At 65.7% G+C, this 16469-nt stretch carries 21 protein-coding genes; 6 read left to right on the plus strand and 15 right to left on the minus strand.

What is annotated here, in order from left to right; translation table 11 throughout:
• Positions 1 to 21: 21 nt before the first annotated feature.
• The 3 genes from lipA to LY284_RS11725 all read right to left on the minus strand — a co-directional run bounded on the left by lipA (position 22) and on the right by LY284_RS11725 (position 2204).
• Entirely contained in the window at positions 22 to 1023 is a 1002-nt protein-coding gene (gene lipA, locus LY284_RS11715; protein WP_014190244.1) for a lipoyl synthase, read from the minus strand.
• Positions 1020 to 1784, minus strand: a complete 765-nt coding sequence (gene lipB / locus LY284_RS11720) for a lipoyl(octanoyl) transferase LipB (protein WP_014190243.1) — start codon at positions 1782 to 1784, stop codon at positions 1020 to 1022. The genes lipA and lipB overlap by 4 nt, the downstream gene beginning before the upstream one ends.
• Before the next feature lie 93 nt (positions 1785 to 1877).
• Positions 1878 to 2204 carry a DUF2917 domain-containing protein gene (locus LY284_RS11725; RefSeq protein WP_014190242.1) on the minus strand — a complete coding sequence of 109 codons (327 nt, stop codon included), beginning with the start codon at positions 2202 to 2204 and terminating at the stop codon, positions 1878 to 1880.
• Positions 2205 to 2326: 122 nt separating this feature from the next.
• On the opposite strand from LY284_RS11725, the gene LY284_RS11730 reads away from it, so the two are divergent.
• Positions 2327 to 3280 carry a transcriptional regulator GcvA gene (locus LY284_RS11730; protein ID WP_014190241.1) on the plus strand — a complete coding sequence of 318 codons (954 nt, stop codon included), beginning with the start codon at positions 2327 to 2329 and terminating at the stop codon, positions 3278 to 3280.
• Here the strand turns inward: LY284_RS11730 and LY284_RS11735 are convergent.
• From LY284_RS11735 to LY284_RS11780, 10 genes are all read right to left on the minus strand, one after another.
• On the minus strand, positions 3264 to 3572 hold the full coding sequence (locus LY284_RS11735; protein ID WP_014190240.1) for a DUF493 family protein: 309 nt from the start codon (positions 3570 to 3572) through the stop codon (positions 3264 to 3266). The genes LY284_RS11730 and LY284_RS11735 overlap by 17 nt on opposite strands.
• An 11-nt stretch (positions 3573 to 3583) precedes the next feature.
• A complete protein-coding gene (locus tag LY284_RS11740; RefSeq protein WP_014190239.1) occupies positions 3584 to 4495 on the minus strand; it encodes a D-amino acid aminotransferase in 912 nt (303 codons plus the stop codon).
• Positions 4496 to 4504: 9 nt separating this feature from the next.
• Complete coding sequence (locus LY284_RS11745; protein ID WP_014190238.1) at positions 4505 to 5719, minus strand: D-alanyl-D-alanine carboxypeptidase family protein; 1215 nt, start codon at positions 5717 to 5719, stop codon at positions 4505 to 4507.
• A gap of 395 nt (positions 5720 to 6114) precedes the next feature.
• Positions 6115 to 6741 carry an alpha/beta hydrolase gene (locus LY284_RS11750; RefSeq protein WP_014190237.1) on the minus strand — a complete coding sequence of 209 codons (627 nt, stop codon included), beginning with the start codon at positions 6739 to 6741 and terminating at the stop codon, positions 6115 to 6117.
• A 7-nt stretch (positions 6742 to 6748) separates the two neighbouring features.
• Positions 6749 to 7078, minus strand: coding sequence for a ferredoxin (locus tag LY284_RS11755; protein ID WP_014190236.1), 330 nt, complete (start codon positions 7076 to 7078; stop codon positions 6749 to 6751).
• A 57-nt stretch (positions 7079 to 7135) separates the two neighbouring features.
• Positions 7136 to 8305 carry a VanZ family protein gene (locus tag LY284_RS11760; RefSeq protein WP_014190235.1) on the minus strand — a complete coding sequence of 390 codons (1170 nt, stop codon included), beginning with the start codon at positions 8303 to 8305 and terminating at the stop codon, positions 7136 to 7138.
• A gap of 49 nt (positions 8306 to 8354) precedes the next feature.
• Positions 8355 to 8981 (minus strand): ABC-type transport auxiliary lipoprotein family protein, encoded by a 627-nt coding sequence (locus tag LY284_RS11765; protein WP_014190234.1) that lies wholly within the window; start codon positions 8979 to 8981, stop codon positions 8355 to 8357.
• Positions 8982 to 9006: 25 nt separating this feature from the next.
• Complete coding sequence (locus tag LY284_RS11770) at positions 9007 to 9969, minus strand: MlaD family protein (RefSeq protein WP_014190233.1); 963 nt, start codon at positions 9967 to 9969, stop codon at positions 9007 to 9009.
• 39 nt (positions 9970 to 10008) lie between these two features.
• Positions 10009 to 10887: an ABC transporter ATP-binding protein gene (locus LY284_RS11775; RefSeq protein ID WP_014190232.1), complete on the minus strand. Its 879-nt coding sequence runs from the start codon at positions 10885 to 10887 to the stop codon at positions 10009 to 10011.
• On the minus strand, positions 10887 to 12014 hold the full coding sequence (locus tag LY284_RS11780) for an ABC transporter permease (protein ID WP_014190231.1): 1128 nt from the start codon (positions 12012 to 12014) through the stop codon (positions 10887 to 10889). The genes LY284_RS11775 and LY284_RS11780 overlap by 1 nt, the downstream gene beginning before the upstream one ends.
• A gap of 171 nt (positions 12015 to 12185) precedes the next feature.
• Between LY284_RS11780 and LY284_RS11785 the strand changes: the two genes are divergently transcribed.
• Genes LY284_RS11785 through LY284_RS11805 form a run of 5 tightly spaced genes read left to right on the plus strand, consistent with a single transcriptional unit; the run spans position 12186 to position 14890 of the window.
• Positions 12186 to 12533 (plus strand): type II toxin-antitoxin system RelE/ParE family toxin, encoded by a 348-nt coding sequence (locus LY284_RS11785; protein ID WP_014190230.1) that lies wholly within the window; start codon positions 12186 to 12188, stop codon positions 12531 to 12533.
• Between the two features lie 7 nt (positions 12534 to 12540).
• Entirely contained in the window at positions 12541 to 12858 is a 318-nt protein-coding gene (locus LY284_RS11790; protein ID WP_041730893.1) for a helix-turn-helix domain-containing protein, read from the plus strand.
• A 47-nt stretch (positions 12859 to 12905) separates the two neighbouring features.
• Complete coding sequence (locus tag LY284_RS11795) at positions 12906 to 13799, plus strand: biotin--[acetyl-CoA-carboxylase] ligase (RefSeq protein ID WP_014190228.1); 894 nt, start codon at positions 12906 to 12908, stop codon at positions 13797 to 13799.
• Complete coding sequence (locus LY284_RS11800; RefSeq protein ID WP_014190227.1) at positions 13796 to 14617, plus strand: type III pantothenate kinase; 822 nt, start codon at positions 13796 to 13798, stop codon at positions 14615 to 14617. Before LY284_RS11795 ends, LY284_RS11800 begins: the two co-directional genes overlap by 4 nt.
• A gap of 33 nt (positions 14618 to 14650) precedes the next feature.
• Positions 14651 to 14890, plus strand: coding sequence for a hypothetical protein (locus tag LY284_RS11805; protein WP_014190226.1), 240 nt, complete (start codon positions 14651 to 14653; stop codon positions 14888 to 14890).
• A gap of 25 nt (positions 14891 to 14915) precedes the next feature.
• Here the strand turns inward: LY284_RS11805 and rfaE2 are convergent, their stop codons facing one another.
• Together rfaE2 and LY284_RS11815 are read right to left on the minus strand one after the other, a co-directional pair.
• On the minus strand, positions 14916 to 15398 hold the full coding sequence (rfaE2, locus tag LY284_RS11810; protein ID WP_014190225.1) for a D-glycero-beta-D-manno-heptose 1-phosphate adenylyltransferase: 483 nt from the start codon (positions 15396 to 15398) through the stop codon (positions 14916 to 14918).
• 133 nt (positions 15399 to 15531) lie between these two features.
• Positions 15532 to 16407: an acyl-ACP desaturase gene (locus tag LY284_RS11815; RefSeq protein ID WP_014190224.1), complete on the minus strand. Its 876-nt coding sequence runs from the start codon at positions 16405 to 16407 to the stop codon at positions 15532 to 15534.
• Between the last annotated feature and the right edge of the window lie 62 nt (positions 16408 to 16469).

Genomic DNA, 16469 nt, shown 5'->3' on the forward strand with positions numbered 1-16469 from the left:
TCACAAAGCGCGGAAACGACCTCAAACCACGCCGGCCCCATGCGCCTGCTCATCGGCGTGATAGCTCGAACGCACCATCGCGCCGACGGCCGCGTGCGTGAAGCCCATCTTGTACGCCTCTTCCTCGTACATCTTGAAGGTATCGGGATGCACATAAGCCCGCACCGGCAAATGATGCTCCGACGGCTGCAGATACTGGCCAATGGTCAGCATATCGACGTCGTGCGCGCGCAGATCGCGCATCACCTGGAGGATTTCCTCTTCCGTCTCGCCAAGGCCGACCATCAGGCCCGATTTCGTCGCGACTTCCGGATGCAGCGCCTTGAAATCCTTCAGCAGCTTCAGCGAATGGTGATAATCCGAACCCGGACGCGCTTCCTTGTAAAGACGCGGCACCGTTTCGAGGTTGTGGTTCATCACATCGGGCGGAGCGGCGGTCAGAATGTTGATCGCGCGGTCGAGGCGGCCACGGAAATCGGGCGTCAGAATCTCGATGCGCGTTTCCGGCGAATGCTCGCGCACATGGCGAATGCACTCGACGAAATGCGCCGCGCCGCCGTCGCGCAGATCGTCGCGATCGACGGACGTGATCACCACGTACTTCAGCTTCAACGCGCCGATTGTGCGCGCCAGGTTCAGCGGCTCGTCCGGATCGAGCGGATCGGGGCGGCCGTGGCCGACGTCGCAGAACGGGCAGCGGCGCGTGCACTTGTCGCCCATGATCATGAACGTCGCGGTGCCCTTGCCGAAACATTCGCCGATGTTCGGGCAGCTCGCTTCCTCGCACACCGTATGCAGGCTGTGCTCGCGCAGAATCTTCTTGATCTCGTTGAAGCGCGAGTTGCCCGTCGCCGTGCGCACGCGAATCCACTCCGGCTTCTTCAGCTTTTCGATCGGAATGACCTTGATCGGAATGCGCGACGTCTTCGCCTGTGCCTTCTGCTTCGCAGTGGCGTCGTAAGCGGAAGGCGACGAGGGTGAAGCAGCGGTGTCGCCAGCCAGGTTTGCGGTTGCGTCAGTCATTCGGTCGATCCGGTTGTTCCAGCGGCTGTTGCGGGGACGCCGCCGATTTGAAGCGCCAGCCGTTCGGCCAGCACGAGAGCTACGTCGCGCCAGTCGGCCGCGACGCCGAGCGTCGCCATGTCGACCGTTTCGAGTCCCGCGTAGCCGCACGGGTTGATGGCGAGGAACGGCTGCAAGTCCATGTCCACGTTCAGGCTGACGCCGTGATAACTGCAGCCGTTGCGAATCTTGAGTCCGAGCGCGGCGATCTTCGCGCCCTGATGCGCCTGAATACGATCGTTCGCGCCCGACGGATGCGGCGCGACATAGATGCCAGGCGCGCCGGCCTTGCGATCGGTCGGGAGATTATACGTCGCGAGGGTTTCGATCACGGCCTCTTCGATGCGGCGCACGAGCTCGCGCACCATCAGCCTGCGACGGCGCAAATCGATCAGCAGATACGCGACGATCTGCCCCGGCCCGTGATACGTGATCTGTCCGCCGCGATCCACCTTGACGAGCGGGATGCCGCTTTGCGCAAGCAGCAGATGCGCCGGATCGCCCGCCAGCCCGAGCGTGAAGACGGGCGGATGCTCGACGAGCCAGATTTCGTCGGGCGTGTCGGGCGTGCGGGCGTCGGTGAAGGCGCGCATCGCGTCGAAGCTTTCGTCATACTGTTCGAGGCCGCGCCAGCGCAACGCGACCGGATAGTCACCGGAACTGAGCACGGTGTCGGGCGCGTCTTGAAATTCTTGTGGGACTGCGAGCGGTGTGGCGGACATGGTGCCGGTAGTTTACCGAAATAGCCCCATGCCCGCCGATGGTGAATTCGCATGCCTTCGATGGCAATTACGAATAGTTGCGGTCAGACGCACTCAAACCGTTCTCCAGCCCGACCGCAAACGCTGGGCGATTCGCTCGATGCGCGTCGAAAGCCAGTGCATCGCCCGTTCGTCGCAACGGGGCAGGATCGTGAAGACGACGTACGCCGGCCGGTCGCCTTCCACGGACAGCCACAGCCGCTCGCGCTCGCGCAGCTTGAGGTGATCGCCCGGAGCGAGCCAGTAGTCTTCGATGTCGTTGCTGCGTGTCGCCCACACCGGGGCGCCGTTGACCGCGAGGCGCGTGCCGCGCGCGATGCGCATCGGCACGGTTTCGCCGGGCTTGATTTCGAAGGTGACGCTTGTTGAAATTTCTCGCATGATCCACTCCGCCCGGGAACGTTTCGATGACTACAATCCTAGGCGTGGCAAGGCATCAGGCAAAACGATCAATTTTCACTGCTATGTGAGCTGTATTGACAACGACAACGCCGACAATCCACATGGACCTCCGACAGCTTCCCGCCCTGAACGCGCTGCGCGCCTTCGAGGCCGCCGCCCGTCACGAGAGTTTCTCCCGCGCCGCCGACGAGCTTTTCGTCACGCACGGCGCGGTCAGTCATCAGATTCGCGCGCTGGAGGCCGAACTCGGCGTGCCGCTCTTCGCGCGTGACGGCAAACGCGTGCGTTTGACCGATCGCGGCAAGCAGTACGCCGCCGACGTGCGGGCGGCGCTCGTCGCGCTGGCCGAATCGACGCGCCGCATCCGCTCGGGCGATCGCGACCGGCGGCTGATCGTCTCCACGATTCCGTCATTTTCGGCGCGCTGGCTCACGCCGCGGGTCGGCAGGTTCATCGAGCAGCATCCGGACGTCGATCTGGAACTGCTGACGACGAGCGCGCTCATCGACTTCCATCGCGACGACGCGGACGTCGCGATCCGCTTTGGCTACGGCAAATACGCCGGTCTGCACTCGGAAGAGTTGATGGACGAAGTGTTCTTTCCGGCGTGCGCGCCGAATTTCCGCGGCGGCGCGCTGCCCCGCGTGCCGCGCGATCTCGCGGCGCTGCCGCTGCTGCGCTCGGACGACGAGCTCTGGCGGCCGTGGTTCGACGCCGCCGGGCTGACCGATCTCGCGGAACCGAAGCGCGGCGTCTTGTATGAGGATTCGTCGAATCTGCTGCAGGCGGCGATAGACGGTCAGGGCATCGCGCTGGTGCGCCGCTCGCTCGCGATGCAGGAGATCATCGCGGGGCGGCTCGTGCGGCTTTTCAACGTCGACGGCCCGAGCCCGTGGAAATACTACTTCGTGTGCCCCACGGCGCTGCTTCAGACAAAGCGCGTGCAGGCATTCCGGGAATGGATTTTCGACGAAGCCGAGCAGTTCAGGCTGCTCTACGAGCGCACGCCGGCGGTGTGCGATGCGCCCGCGGGCAAGATCAGAGCACTACCTTGACCATCGGATGGCCGGTGAGCGCGCGGTAGATATCGTCGAGATGGGCGCGATTCTGCGCGCGCACGGTGCACGTGAGCCCCGTGTAGTTGCCGCCGGACGACGGCCGCGACTCGACGCGCGAGGCGTCGAAGTCCTGGTCGAAGGTCTTGAGCACCCCGACGATCGTGTCGCGAAAGTCGGGATGCGACTTGCCCATCACCTTGATCGGGAAATCGCAGGGAAAGTCGAAGAGCTCGTCGGCGCTGTGCGCGGCGGAATCGGTCGGATCGGTGGACGTGGGCTTGTCGGTCATGGTTTTCTCCTTCACTTGGCGCGCCCGGCCTCTTCGGCGAATTCGCGCGCCTTCGCCCGCTGGTAGGCGTCGTACAGTGCAGCATAGACCGGACCGGGACGGCCGTCGCCGACGCGCTCGCCGTCGAGCGTCGTGATCGGCATGACTTCCTTGGTCGCTGAGCTGATCATGATTTCGTCGGCCGAACGCAATTCGGCTTCGGTGATCTCGCGTTCCTCGAAGGCGATGCCCGTTTCGCGCGCCAGTTCCTCGACGAGCCCGTAGCGGATGCCTTCCAGAATGCGCGGCCCGCGCGGCGCGCCCAGCAGCGTGCCGCCCTTCACGACCCACACGTTCGACGATGAACCTTCGGTCAGCAGGCCGTCGCGCAACTGAATGGTTTCGAGCGCGTCGTTTTCGGCGGCGTGCTGCGCCATCAGCACGTTGCCGAGCAGCGACACCGATTTGATATCGCAATGCAGCCAGCGCTTGTCTTCGGCGGTCACGGCGACCGCGCCGCGCTCGCGATCGGCCGCGCTCGGAAACACGAGCTGGCCGAGCATGACGAACACGGTCGGCGTGATGCCCGCCGGAAACGCGTGGCCGCGCCGCTTCGCCACGCCGCGCGTGACCTGGATGTAGACGAGCGCATCGCCCGCGCCCGCGTTCTCGGCGATCGCGCGATCGATCAGCGCGCGCCAGCCGGCGTCGTCGAACGGATTGTCGATGCGAATCTTGCCGAGACTGCGATTCAGCCGCGCGAGATGCTGTTTGAGACGAAACGGCAGACGCGCGCCATTGGGCTGGGCGTAGAGCGGCACGACTTCGTACACGCCGTCGCCGAAGATGAACCCGCGGTCGAGCACGGGAATGCGCGCTTCGGAAAGCGGCCCCCACTCGCCGTTCAGGTAGACGACGGGATCGAATGCGTCGGCGTGACTCATCGCAACTCCTTATTTACGTTTTTGCCACCACAGCAGCGCCGAATCCCACAGGCGGCCGAACATGCCCGCTTCCGGCACGTCCTGCAGCGCGACGAGCGGGAACTGCGCGACTTCCTTGCCGTCCGCCATCATCTTGACGGTGCCGACCTGCTGTCCCTTCTTGATCGGCGCGACGATCAGGTCGTTGTGCGTGACGGTCGGCTTGACCTTTTCGCCCAGACCCTTCGGCACGGTGATGTACTGATCCGTCGCGACCCCGGCCTGCACGTTGTCGGTCGCGCCTTTGTACACGCGCGGCGATTCGATCACCTGATTCGCCTTGTACAGGCGCAGCGCGTCGTATGCGGTGTAGCCGTAGTTCAGCATCTTCAGGCTGTCCTGCACGCGGTTGTGCTCTTTCGGCTCGCCCATCATCACGGCGACGAGACGGCGGCTCGCGTCCGGCACGTTGGGAAGCGAACGCTTGGCGGTCGCGATCAGGCAGTAGCCGGCGGCTTTCGTGTGGCCGGTCTTGAGACCGTCGACGGTGGGATCGAGCCACAGCAGGCGATTGCGGTTCGGCTGCTTGATCTTGTTATACGTGAACTCCTTCACCGAGAAGATGTTGTACTGCTCGGGGAAGTCGCGAATGAGGCGCGTCGACAGCACGGCGAGATCGCCTGCGGTCGTGTAGTGCTGCGGATCGGGCATGCCGTTCACATCGGCGAAATTCGTGTTCTTCATGCCGATGCGCTTGGCTGCCGCGTTCATCAGTTGCACGAAGTTGCTTTCGCTGCCGCCGACGAGCTCCGCGAGCGCGATGGCCGCGTCGTTGCCCGACTGCACGATCATGCCGTACACGAGATCGTGCACCGTGACCGGCTTGTTCGCCTCGATGAACATGCGCGACTCGTCCGTGCGCACGCGGCGCACGGCCTCGCTTGGCATGACGGTCTGTTCCATGTTGATCTTCTTCGACTTGAGCGCGTCGAAGACGAGATACGCGGTCATCAGCTTCGTGAGCGACGCCGGCTCGACGCGCTCGTCAGGATTGCCCGAGGCGAGCACCTGATTGCTGGTTGCATCGACGAGCACCCACGAACGCGCGGTGACGTCGGGCGGCGGCACTTGCGCGAAGGCGCTCGCTGCCGCCAGCAGGGCGGGCAGAACGAAAGCGGCTTTGGCGCGAACGGAAACGGAAGTGGAACCAGACGGAAGAGACAGGCCGGAAGGGACAAAGCGCATAGGATCGATCGGCGGAAAAAGCAGGCTGCGACGATGCCGATAAGGATCGGAAGATCGGCGAAGCACGGGTTGAACAGGCAGACCGTCGTTGTTGGTCGGGCCTTTCGCCGTGACAGGAGTGCGCGTGGCGCCGCGGCGAAAAGCGCTCGTTCGACAGACGGACGCGAAAACGGTTCTCGAAAGCCGGAGTCCGAAGACCGCGAGACGCATGGACGGGCGCATCGCGTGGCCGGAAACAGCGTAAAAAATCTGCGCCATTATACGCGCGGCCCGCTTGCCGTTTCCTTTGAATCTGCGCAATTGCCGCGCGTTTTAACGTTTTTCAGGCTGCGCCTAGCCCCTTTTACCGATCGCAATCGATGCGCGCGTGAAGGCCTTCGAATGGCTTGCGCCGCTCAACGCCACGCATCGACGATCACGCGCTTCAAAATATGCAGCTTGCGATGAAAGAAGTGCTCGCCGCCCGGAATGACGACGACCGGCAACTCCTGCGGCCGCGCCCAGTCGTAGACGGATTGAATGGGCACGGTGTCGTCCGTTTCGCCGTGGATCACGAGCGTGGTGTCGGGCACGGGCGCGACGTCCCAGCGGCTTGCCGCTGTGCCGACGAACACGATGCGCTCGATCGCCTTTCCCGCCTCCAGCATGCGCTTCGCGACGTGCGACAGCACGAAGGTGCCGAACGAAAAGCCCGCGAGCACGATCGGCGTATCGGCCTGGCCCGGTTGCGCGCGCATGTGGTCGATCAGCGCGAGCAAGTCGTCCTGCTCGCCGATGCCGTTATCGTGTTCGCCCGCCGTCTCGCCGACGCCGCGAAAGTTCGAGCGATACGTGGTGTAGCCGAGCTGCACGAAGGTGCGCGCGAGCGTCTGCGCGACCTTGTTGTCCATCGTGCCGCCGAAGAGCGGATGCGGATGCGCGACGAGCGCGATGCCGCGCGGCGTCTGGTCGGTGCGGTCGAGCGCGCATTCGATCTTGCCGACCGGCCCGTCGATGAGGAATTTTTCGGTTTGCGCGTTCATGCTGCTCTTATGCGGGTTGATCGATCAGAAGACGTTCGACGACTTTGCCGTTGGCGAGATGCGATTCGACGATCTCGTCGATGTCGGTTTCATCGACATACGTGTACCACGTGCCTTCCGGATACACGACGACGACCGGCCCCAGTTCGCAGCGGTCAAGACACCCCGCCTTGTTGATGCGCACCTTGCCTTCGCCCGCAAGGCCCAGTTGCTTCACGCGCTTTTTCGCGTGTTCCTGCATGGCCTGCGCGTTGCAGTTCGCGCAACTCGGGCGCGGCGCGTCGGCATCGCGCTGATTCAGGCAAAAGAACACGTGGTACTTGTAGAAGGAATCCATGAGCGGGTGCGGTGAGAGTGTCGGTCGATTATAGCGAGCGATGTTCGTGCCCGCCTTTCAGCGCTGCGCCGCCTTTCTCGCCCGCCGCCGCGCCAGCAGCGCGCGTTCCGCCGACGACGCGAGCCAGCCGAGCGCCGCATACGGCCACACCCACGCGAGCCAGTGCGCGAGGCCGTTGAAATGCAGATAACGCCCTTGCCGCCAGTCGGCCAGCACGATGTCGAAGTACGGATTCACCGGCAGCAGATTGACGAGCGCGAGCGACACGACGAGCGCCCCGCCCGCGAGCGCGGCCCTCAAGCCCCGCGGCAGCGACACCGCGAGCGCGCCCGCCAGCGTCGCAACGGCGATGCCTTCGAGCGCGCCGTCCGTGGCCCAGTCGAAGGTCAGGCCCGCGCGCGATTGCAGAAAGGTTGCGCCCGCCTTCGCGAACAGCGTCAGCGCGACCAGACCGAGCATGAGCCGGATGCGCGGCGCGCGGGCGCGCGTGAGGAGCGTCGCGAGCACGAGCGCGGCGAACAGGCTCGTCGAGGTGATGAGCGCTTCCCAGGCGTCGTCCGGCAAGAGCGCGCCGAGCCGGTCGGGCCAGCTTTCGACGTCCCATGAAGCGGGCGTCCACGCGAGGATCGCGTCCTGCATCGCCGGATCGAGCGCGTCCCACAGCACGCGCGGCAGGTCGCCGCCGCCGAAGAGATACGGCGCGGGGAACATCGCCGCGAACGGCCATAGCGCCGTGAGGCCGATCACATAGGCCGCGTCGCGCTCGAACCAGGTGAAGCGGATGCGCCGGAGCAGGCCGCGGTCGAGCAGCGCGCTCGTCGCGGGCGCGATCAGCACGCCGCCGAGGAGCGCGCCGAACGCATTCGCGGCGAGATCGAGATTCGAGGCGACGCGCGTCGGCAGATACGTCTGGATCGCTTCCATCGAGCCGGAGAGCAGCGCGCCGCCGGCGAGCGCCGCGCCCACGGCGAGCGTGCCGCGAAAGCGCGGATACAGCGCAAGCACGATCAGCGCGCCGAGCGGCATGTAGCCGAGCACGTTCGTGACGACATCGAACGCTGTCAGATATTGCGGCAGCGGATCGGCGAGAAACGCAAACGGGCTCAGGCCCAGCGAGCGCCACCCGGAAAACGGATACAGCGACCCATAGACGACGAGCGCCGCATACGCCGCGAGCGCCTGCCGGGAAAACGCCGACGGGCGGCGCTGCCATTGCTTGATCGTCATGAGCCGCGCGGACGCCTCCGTGCGCGGCCGACGATGAAACCGCGGACCGTCATCGCGCGGCGGAAAGCGGTTGCGCGGCGAGCCACGCGGATAGCTGCGCGATCACGTCATCCGATGCGGCCGCGAGCGCCCGCGCGCCGCCCGACGCGTCCGCGGAAGGCGCGGGCGCATTCGCGGCGAAACTGCGCTGGCCGACCACCCGGCCTTGCTGCGTGAGCGTCGCGCGTACGGAAACCGCGCCGTGGCTCTGCTCGGGCGCGTCGAAAACCTGCTCGAAGCTCGTCAGCTCGACTTCGAGCAGCGGCACGGCGCGCACGGGGTCCGCGCCGGACAGGATCGGGCCGCGCGCCGCGAGCGCCTCGCGCAGGCGCTGCGTCAGGAGTTGCGCGGGCGGCATCGTCCAGTGGCTGTCCGAATAGCTGCCGGTGCGCTGCGCATCGACGTAACTCAGCCGGTACGCGAACGAATCGGTTTCGAGATTGCGCGGCGCGCCGACCGCGAGCACTTTCACGGGCGGCATCGGCGCGGCGTTCGCCGCCGCGTTCGCGGCGGGCGGCGAGCCCAGGTCGTAGCGCGCGTTCGGCATCGCGCTGGGCGCCGATCCGCAGCCCGCGAGCCAGGTGACGCAGGCGAGCGCGAACATCGCGGTTGCTGCTCTCAAATCGATCTTTGCCATGTTTTCTTCTCGTTCAGTGCGCGGCTCAGTGTGCTGCTGCTTTCGCGGGCCACGTAAAGCCCGGCTCGCCCGGCCCCGGCTCCCGTTTCGGCGCGCCGAAGAGCACGCTGCGCGGATTGGTGCTGAATGCGTCGGCGGCGCGATCGACCGAACGGGCGGCCGCGCTCACGTCATCGGAAAACGAGTAGAAGCGCGGCAACGCCTCGAAGCCGACGCGCGCCGTGATGAAGCGCAACGACTCGTTCATGTCCGCAAGCGCGGCGCCCGCGTCTTCCGCGGCCTTGCCCGCCTTGTTCAGATTGACGACGAGCGGGCCGTCCGGACGGTTCAGGCTCTGCATGAGCTGGTTGGTCGAGGCGAGCGTGGCGTCGATCTGCTTCAGCGTCTGCGGCAGATGGGCCGTCGCGGGCTGCACCTGGCTCGCGAGCGTCGCGATGCCGTCCGCCGCGCCTTGCAGGCTTTTCGTCGTGTCCATGAGCTGATTGCGGACGTCGTCGGAGAGGAACTTGTCGGCGTCGTCGGCGAGGCGCTCGAACTTCTTCAGGATGACGTCGCCGCGTTGCTGCAATTGCTCGAAAAGACCGGGCCGCATCGGCACTTCGGCCACGTGCTGCGGCGACGACGCAAGCGGCGCGGTGTCGGTGCCGGTGTCGTCGAGCTGCACGAAGGCGATGCCCGTCACGCCCTGAAAGCCGAGCGTCGCGAAGGTGGAGTGCGTCATCGGCGCGTTCTTGTCGACGAGGATGCGGATGCGGATTTGCCCCGGATGCGACCTGTCGAACGCGATCGACTGCACCTTGCCGACGCCCAGGCCGCGATAGCGCACGGGCGCGTCCGAGAAAAGCCCGGTGACGTTGGTGCGCGCGATCAGGTCGTAGGGCACGCGCACGGTGCGATCCACGTTGAAGAAGAACACGGCGAACGCGATGGCCAGCACGAGGACGATCGTGAAGAGCCCGGTCCAGAACGCATGTGATTTGTTTTCCATCGGCAGGTTCCTTTGGCGCTTTCGGTTCGCGAGCAGCGGCTACTTGTTGACGGCGATCGGCGCGTCTTCGAGCGCGGCCGGCGGCAGCTTCGCGCGGCGCTCGGCGGGCAGCGCCTGCAACGCGCGCCGCCCGCGACGTCCGAGAAAATACTCGCGGATGAACGGATGGTCCACCGCGCAGGCCTCCTCCACCGGCGCGGCGACGAGCACGCGCCGATCCGCGAGCACGGCGACGCGCGTCGAGAGCGCGACCATCGTATCGAGATCGTGCGTGACCATGACGACGGTCAGACCGAGCGCGCGATGCAACGTGGCGATCAGATCGACGAACTCGTCCGACGCCTTCGGATCGAGGCCGGCGGTGGGCTCGTCGAGAAAGAGCAGCTCGGGTTCGAGCGCGATCGCCCGCGCGATGCCCACGCGCTTCACCATGCCGCCCGACAGCGCCGAGGGCATCTTGGTCGCGTGCTTGCACGACAAGCCGACCATCTCGAGCTTCAGCATGACGAACTCGCGGATCAGATCCTCCGGAATCTTGCCGAGCTCGCGAAACGGCTGCGCGATGTTGTCATAGACCGACAGCGACGAAAACAGCGCGCCTTGCTGGAACATCATGCCCGAGCGGGTGCGCAGCATCTTCGCGGTTTCCTCGTCCATCTGCGCCCATTCCTCGCCGAGCACGCGAATCGTGCCCGACGTCGGAAATTCCAGCCCGAGGATCTGCCGCACGAGTGTGGTCTTGCCCGAACCGGAGCCGCCCAGAAGCGCGACGATCTCGCCGCGCCGCACGTCCAGATTCAGATGATCGTGGATGACCGTGCGGCCGTAGCGCTTCGTCAGATCGCGCACTTCGATCACCGGCTCCGCGATGACGGGCGGCGGCTGGTGACGCACGGCGGTGGCGAGCGTGGTCGACATTACAGTCCTACGTTCTGGAAAAGGATCGCGAAGACGGCGTCCGCGAGAATCACGATGGTGATCGAGGTCACGACGGACGTCGTCGTGCCTTCGCCGAGACTCTGCGAATTCGCCTTGATGCGAAAGCCGAAATGACACGCGGTGAGCGCGATCAGCATGCCGAACACGACGCCCTTGCCGAGCCCGATCCACAGATTCGCAATCGGCACGACGGACGGCAGCGAGCGCACGAAGAAATTGACGTCGATGGACAGCACGAGCTTCGCCGCGAGCGCGCCGCCGGTCAGCGCGACGATATTCGTCCACATGACGAGCAGCGGCATTGCGATGCCGAGCGCGATCACGCGCGGCAGCACGAGCCGCAGGCCGTGGGGAATGCCCATGACCTGCATCGCGTCGAGTTCTTCGGTGACGCGCATCACGCCGATTTGCGCGGTGATCGCGGAGCCGGAGCGCCCCGCGACGAGAATCGCCGACAGCACGGGCCCGAGCTCGCGGATCACCGAGAGCCCGAGAATATTGACGATGTACTGATTCGCGCCGAACGCGCGCAGTTGTTGCGCGGACAGATAACTGAGCACGATGCCGATCAGAAACGCGACGAGCGCGGTGATCGCGAGCGCCTGCGCGCCGGCGGCGTAGATATTGGCGGAGATTTCCGTCCACGGAATGCGCTTCGGACGCCGGACGAGCCCGAGGAGATCGAGCAGGAAACCGCCGAACATCGCGAGGCCGTCGTAGAGATGATCGAAGAACGCGAAGATCAATGACCCGAGCTTCGTGACCGGATCGATGCGATCGACCGGTTCGGGCTCTTCGCGCTCGGCGTCGAGCAGCGCGACGCGCTCGAAGATTTCGCGCTGCGTGTCCGACAGCGCGATGGTCGCGGGCATCTTGCGGCCCCAGACGCGCCAGAGCGCCTGCCCGCCGACGTGATCGAGCCGCTCGACCGACAGCAGATCCCACTGCCCGATTGCCTCGCGGCCGATCGCGCGCAGCCGCCGCGTCACGCCGCTCTTCGCGCGGTCGCGGGCGAGCGCGAGCGCGGTCCACTGGCCGGAGAGCCGGACCACCTTGCCCTGCTGACCGGCTTCCACCCTAAGGCGCGGCGGCGTGTCGAAGTCCAAGGAGCGATGGCGCGATGAAACGCGGTTGAAGGGGAACGGACATTGTAGCGAAGTGCGTTGGGGGAAGGCGGGGACGGTGCCCGCGGGCCTATGTCGATTGGATGAATGGTCGGGAATGCGGGGAACGGGAAGACTGGGTTGCACCATTCTTTACAGTGCAACTTAGCAAATATGCTACTCTCGGATGAACGTTCCTGGACGATCGCTTACTACGATGAACAGCTTCAACGCGAGATTCGCGATCTGCCCATCGGCATACGCTCCGACTATTGGCGGCTGGTCGATCTCATGAAACTACACGGCGCAAACTTGCGAATGCCGCATTCGAGAGCGATGGGGGGCGGTCTGTTCGAACTCCGACCGCGCGGCAGAGACGGCATTGGCCGCGTCTTCTACTGTATGGGCACCGGCAGGCGAATCGTCATGTTGCATTCGTTTATCAAGAAGACCCGCCAAACGCCAGAAGACGAACTGCGCATCGCACACGCACGAATGAAGGAGGTGAAAGGTAATGTCTAAGACCCGATTGCAACGCGAATTGGCACGTCGCTACAACCCCGTCCCGCACACCGAAGAAGACGACCGCCGCATGCTCGCCGACCCCGAGTTCAAGGCGGCCTACGACGCCCTGGGGCCGAAATACGAAGCCCTCGACGCACTGCTTCGCGCGCGCAAGGAAGCCGGCCTCACTCAGGCACAGATCGCCGAGCGCATGGGCACGACCGCTTCCGCGGTCGCGCGGCTCGAAGGATCGCTGATCAGCGAAAAACACTCGCCGTCCGTGGCGACGCTGCGCAAATACGCCACGGCGTGCGGCAAGACGCTGCGCATCGCCTTCGTGTGACGTTTTCGGGGGCTTCGCACGCCCTTCCCGCCGCTACAATAGCCGCCATGAACTCCACCCCCTTCGCCCCCGACGCGCCCTGGCGCATCGATCTTCCGCGGCTCGCGGCGCTCGCCGAGCGTCCGGCGCGCGACTGGACCATCGACATCGTCGATGAAACCGGGTCGACCAACGCGGACCTGATGGAGCAGTTGCGCGCATCGCGCCGCGATGGCGCGCCTGCGCCCGCGCCCGTGGTCCGCGTCGCGTATTCGCAAACCGCGGGGCGCGGCCGGCGCGGCCGCGCGTGGCTCGCCGAGCCGGGCAATGCGCTGCTGATGTCGGTTGGATGCGTGCTGAAGCGGCCGATCGAAGGGCTGTCGGGTCTGAGCCTCGCCATCGGCACGGCGGTGCTCGACGCGCTCGCGCGCCTGCCGCTCTCGCCGTCCGCGCGTCCGGCGCTGAAGTGGCCGAACGACGTCCTGCTCGACGACGGCAAGCTCGCCGGCATTCTCATCGAAACCGCGTGGAACGCGCCGGATGCGACGGCGGTCGTGATCGGCATCGGCCTGAATTTGCACGGCGCGGAGCAGCTCGCCGCGCAAGTCGACGACGCCAACCGCATCGCCGCATCGCCCGGGCAAGGCGCCACGCCCGCCGCGCTCGCGCGCGCGTGGCCCGACGCGAATCTCACCGATACCCTCGCCGCGCTCCTTAACGCGCTCGACGGCGCGCTGCCGCGTTTCGAAGCCGAAGGCTTCCGGCCGTTCCGCCAGCGCTGGCTCGACGCGCATGCCTGGGCGGGCCGCGAAGTCGCGCTCATCGATCAGGGCATGGAGGTGACGCGCGGCATCGCGGCGGGCGTCGACGACGGCGGCCAGTTGCTGATCGACGCGCCCGAAGGCCCGCGCGCCGTCGCGACCGGCGAACTGACGCTGCGCCTCGCGAAGGAGCGTCCGTGACAGCGTCGGGTAACGAAGCGCGCTATCTGCTCATCGACGCGGGCAACAGCCGCATCAAATGGTCGCTCGTCGAGGAAGACGGCGCGCCGCTCGCGAACGGCGCCTTCGAGCACGCGCATCACTCCACCAGCGCCGACGACGCCGCGCTCGATGCCTGGGGCTCGCTGCCCGCGCCGGCGAGCGCGTGGATTTCGAACGTCGCCGGCATGCCGGTGCAGAACCGCATCCAGCGTCTCATCGACGCCCGCTGGCCGACGTTGCCGCGCACCGTCGTGCGGGCGCGCGCCGCGCAATGCGGCGTGACCAACGACTACGCCGACCCGACGCGCCTCGGTAGCGATCGCTGGGCTGGTCTCATCGCCGCGCGCGCCGCGTATCCGGGCGAGCATCTGCTGGTCGCGACCTTCGGCACCGCGACCACGCTCGAAGCGCTGCGCGCCGACGGCGTTTTCACCGGCGGCCTGATCGCGCCCGGCTGGTCGCTGATGATGGAATCGCTCGGCAGCCACACCGCACAACTGCCGACGCTCGACCCCGCGGCCGCGCGCGAAGCCTTGAATCAGAAGCGCAACCTGTTCGCGACCGACACCGCCGCCGCGCTTTCCGCCGGTTGCCTGCTCGCGCAGGCGAGCCTGATCGAGCGCGCGTGGCGCGACCTGAAAGCGGACTGGCAAGCGGAGGTGCGTCTCGTGCTCGGCGGCGGCGCGGCCAATGAAATCGCCGGCGCGCTCGACGTACCGCATACTCGACACGATTCCCTCGTGCTGTCCGGCCTCGCGCTCATCGCGCGCGACGCGGCGGCACGCCATTCATCCTGATTCGCTGATTTGATAGACGGACGGAGCCCAGGAATGCTGCGCTGGCTGATCGCCCTCCTTATTCTCGCCAACTTGCTGATGTTCACCGTCATGCGCGGCATGTTCGGACCGTTGCCCGCCGCCGGCGCGCGCGAGCCGCATCATCTGTTGCAGCAAGTGCGTCCCGAAGCGCTCGCGACGCGTCCGCTCGGCCCGGACGAAGCGTTCGACCAGCCGCGCGTCGGCGGGCCTGCGCCGGCCGCGAACGTTCAGAGCACGCCGCTCGGCCAATAAGCGGTGCGCGGGGAAATCGAGAGAATCAGGACTGCTCGCGGACCTTCCTGAGCAGCGCGGTCGTCGACCGGTCGTGCTCGAACGGGATGGCGAGCGCCTTGCCGCCCCAGCCGCGCACGAGCGCCGATTCGGCCAGCTTGTCCATGTCGTAGTCGCCGCCTTTCACGAGCACGTCGGGGTGCAGCGCGTCGATCAGTTGCAGCGGCGTCGTTTCTTCGAACTTCACGACCCAGTCGACGCTTTCCAGCGCCGCGAGCAGCGCCATGCGATCGTCCTCGCGATTGATCGGGCGATCGTCGCCTTTGCCGAGCGTGCGCACGGATGCATCGCTGTTGACACCAACGATGAGCGTCGCGCCGAGCGCCTTCGCATCGGCGAGATAAGTGACATGTCCGCGATGAAGGATGTCGAAAACGCCGTTGGTGAAAACGACGGGGCCGGCAAGCGCCGTACGGCGCGCGGCGAGCGCTTCGCGCGTGATGATCTTGCGTTCGAAAATGGCGGACATGGCGACGCTCGTTGCGGTGTACTGAAAGCGCGCATTGTGCCACGGCGCTTCGCACACAAATGAATCCATGAAATGCAAGACGGCCCGCCGGTTCAACCCGGCGGGCCGTCTCATTTCGCAATGCTTGAATGCGTCAGGCCGGCTGTTCGGCCGCGCCGCCCGGCGCGGATTGCAGACGCTGCGTCACTTCCTTGCGATAACGGTTCAGTTCCTGCGCGGTCGCGAACGAACGCTCGAAAAGAATCGACAGGTTATGCAGGATGCGCTCGACGACCTTCCTCTCCCAACTGTCGTCGAAGCGGATCTGGTCGTCCAGCCAGCGTTCGAGCCACTCCGGATCGGGCAGGCGCGACTGCACGGTATCACGCGGGAAAAGCGCCTGATTGACGTGGAGGTTGGTCGGATGCAGCGGCTTTTCGGTGCGGCGCGCCGACGCCATCAGCACGCCGATCTTCGCGAACGCGGCGCGCGCCGTGTCGCCCGCATTCGCGAGCGCCTTCTTCATGTAGCGCAGATACGCGCCGCCGTGACGGGCTTCGTCGCGCGAAATGGTTTCGTAGATGTGCTTGATGACCGGCTCGGTGTGCCACTCGGCCGCACGGCGATACCAGTGGTTCAGGCGGATTTCGCCGCAGAAGTGCAGCATCAGCGTTTCGAGCGGCGGCGCCGGATCGAACTCGAAGCGCACCGCGTGGAGTTCGTCCTCGGTCGGCACCATGTCGGGCTTGAAGCGGCGCAGATACTCCATCAGCACGAGCGAATGCTTCTGTTCCTCGAAGAACCACACGCTCATGAACGCGGAGAAATCGCTGTCATGGTGGTTGTCACGCAGGAACATTTCGGTTGCGGGAAGAGCGGACCATTCGGTGATCGCGTTCATCTTGATGGTCCTGGCCTGCTCGTCGGTGAGCAGGGACGCATCGAACTTGTCCCATGGAATGTCCTTCTCCATGTCCCATCGGACGGATTCCAGCGATTTATAAAGTTCCGGATAAAGCATGGTGTTCATAGGTCCACCCCTGATGCCACTTATGCGACGTTATATCTATTTGACTTTCAGCTCACGCGTGC

The organism is Caballeronia sp. PC1, assembly GCF_021353155.1.
In the GTDB taxonomy this organism is placed as follows: Bacteria; Pseudomonadota; Gammaproteobacteria; order Burkholderiales; family Burkholderiaceae; genus Caballeronia; species Caballeronia cordobensis.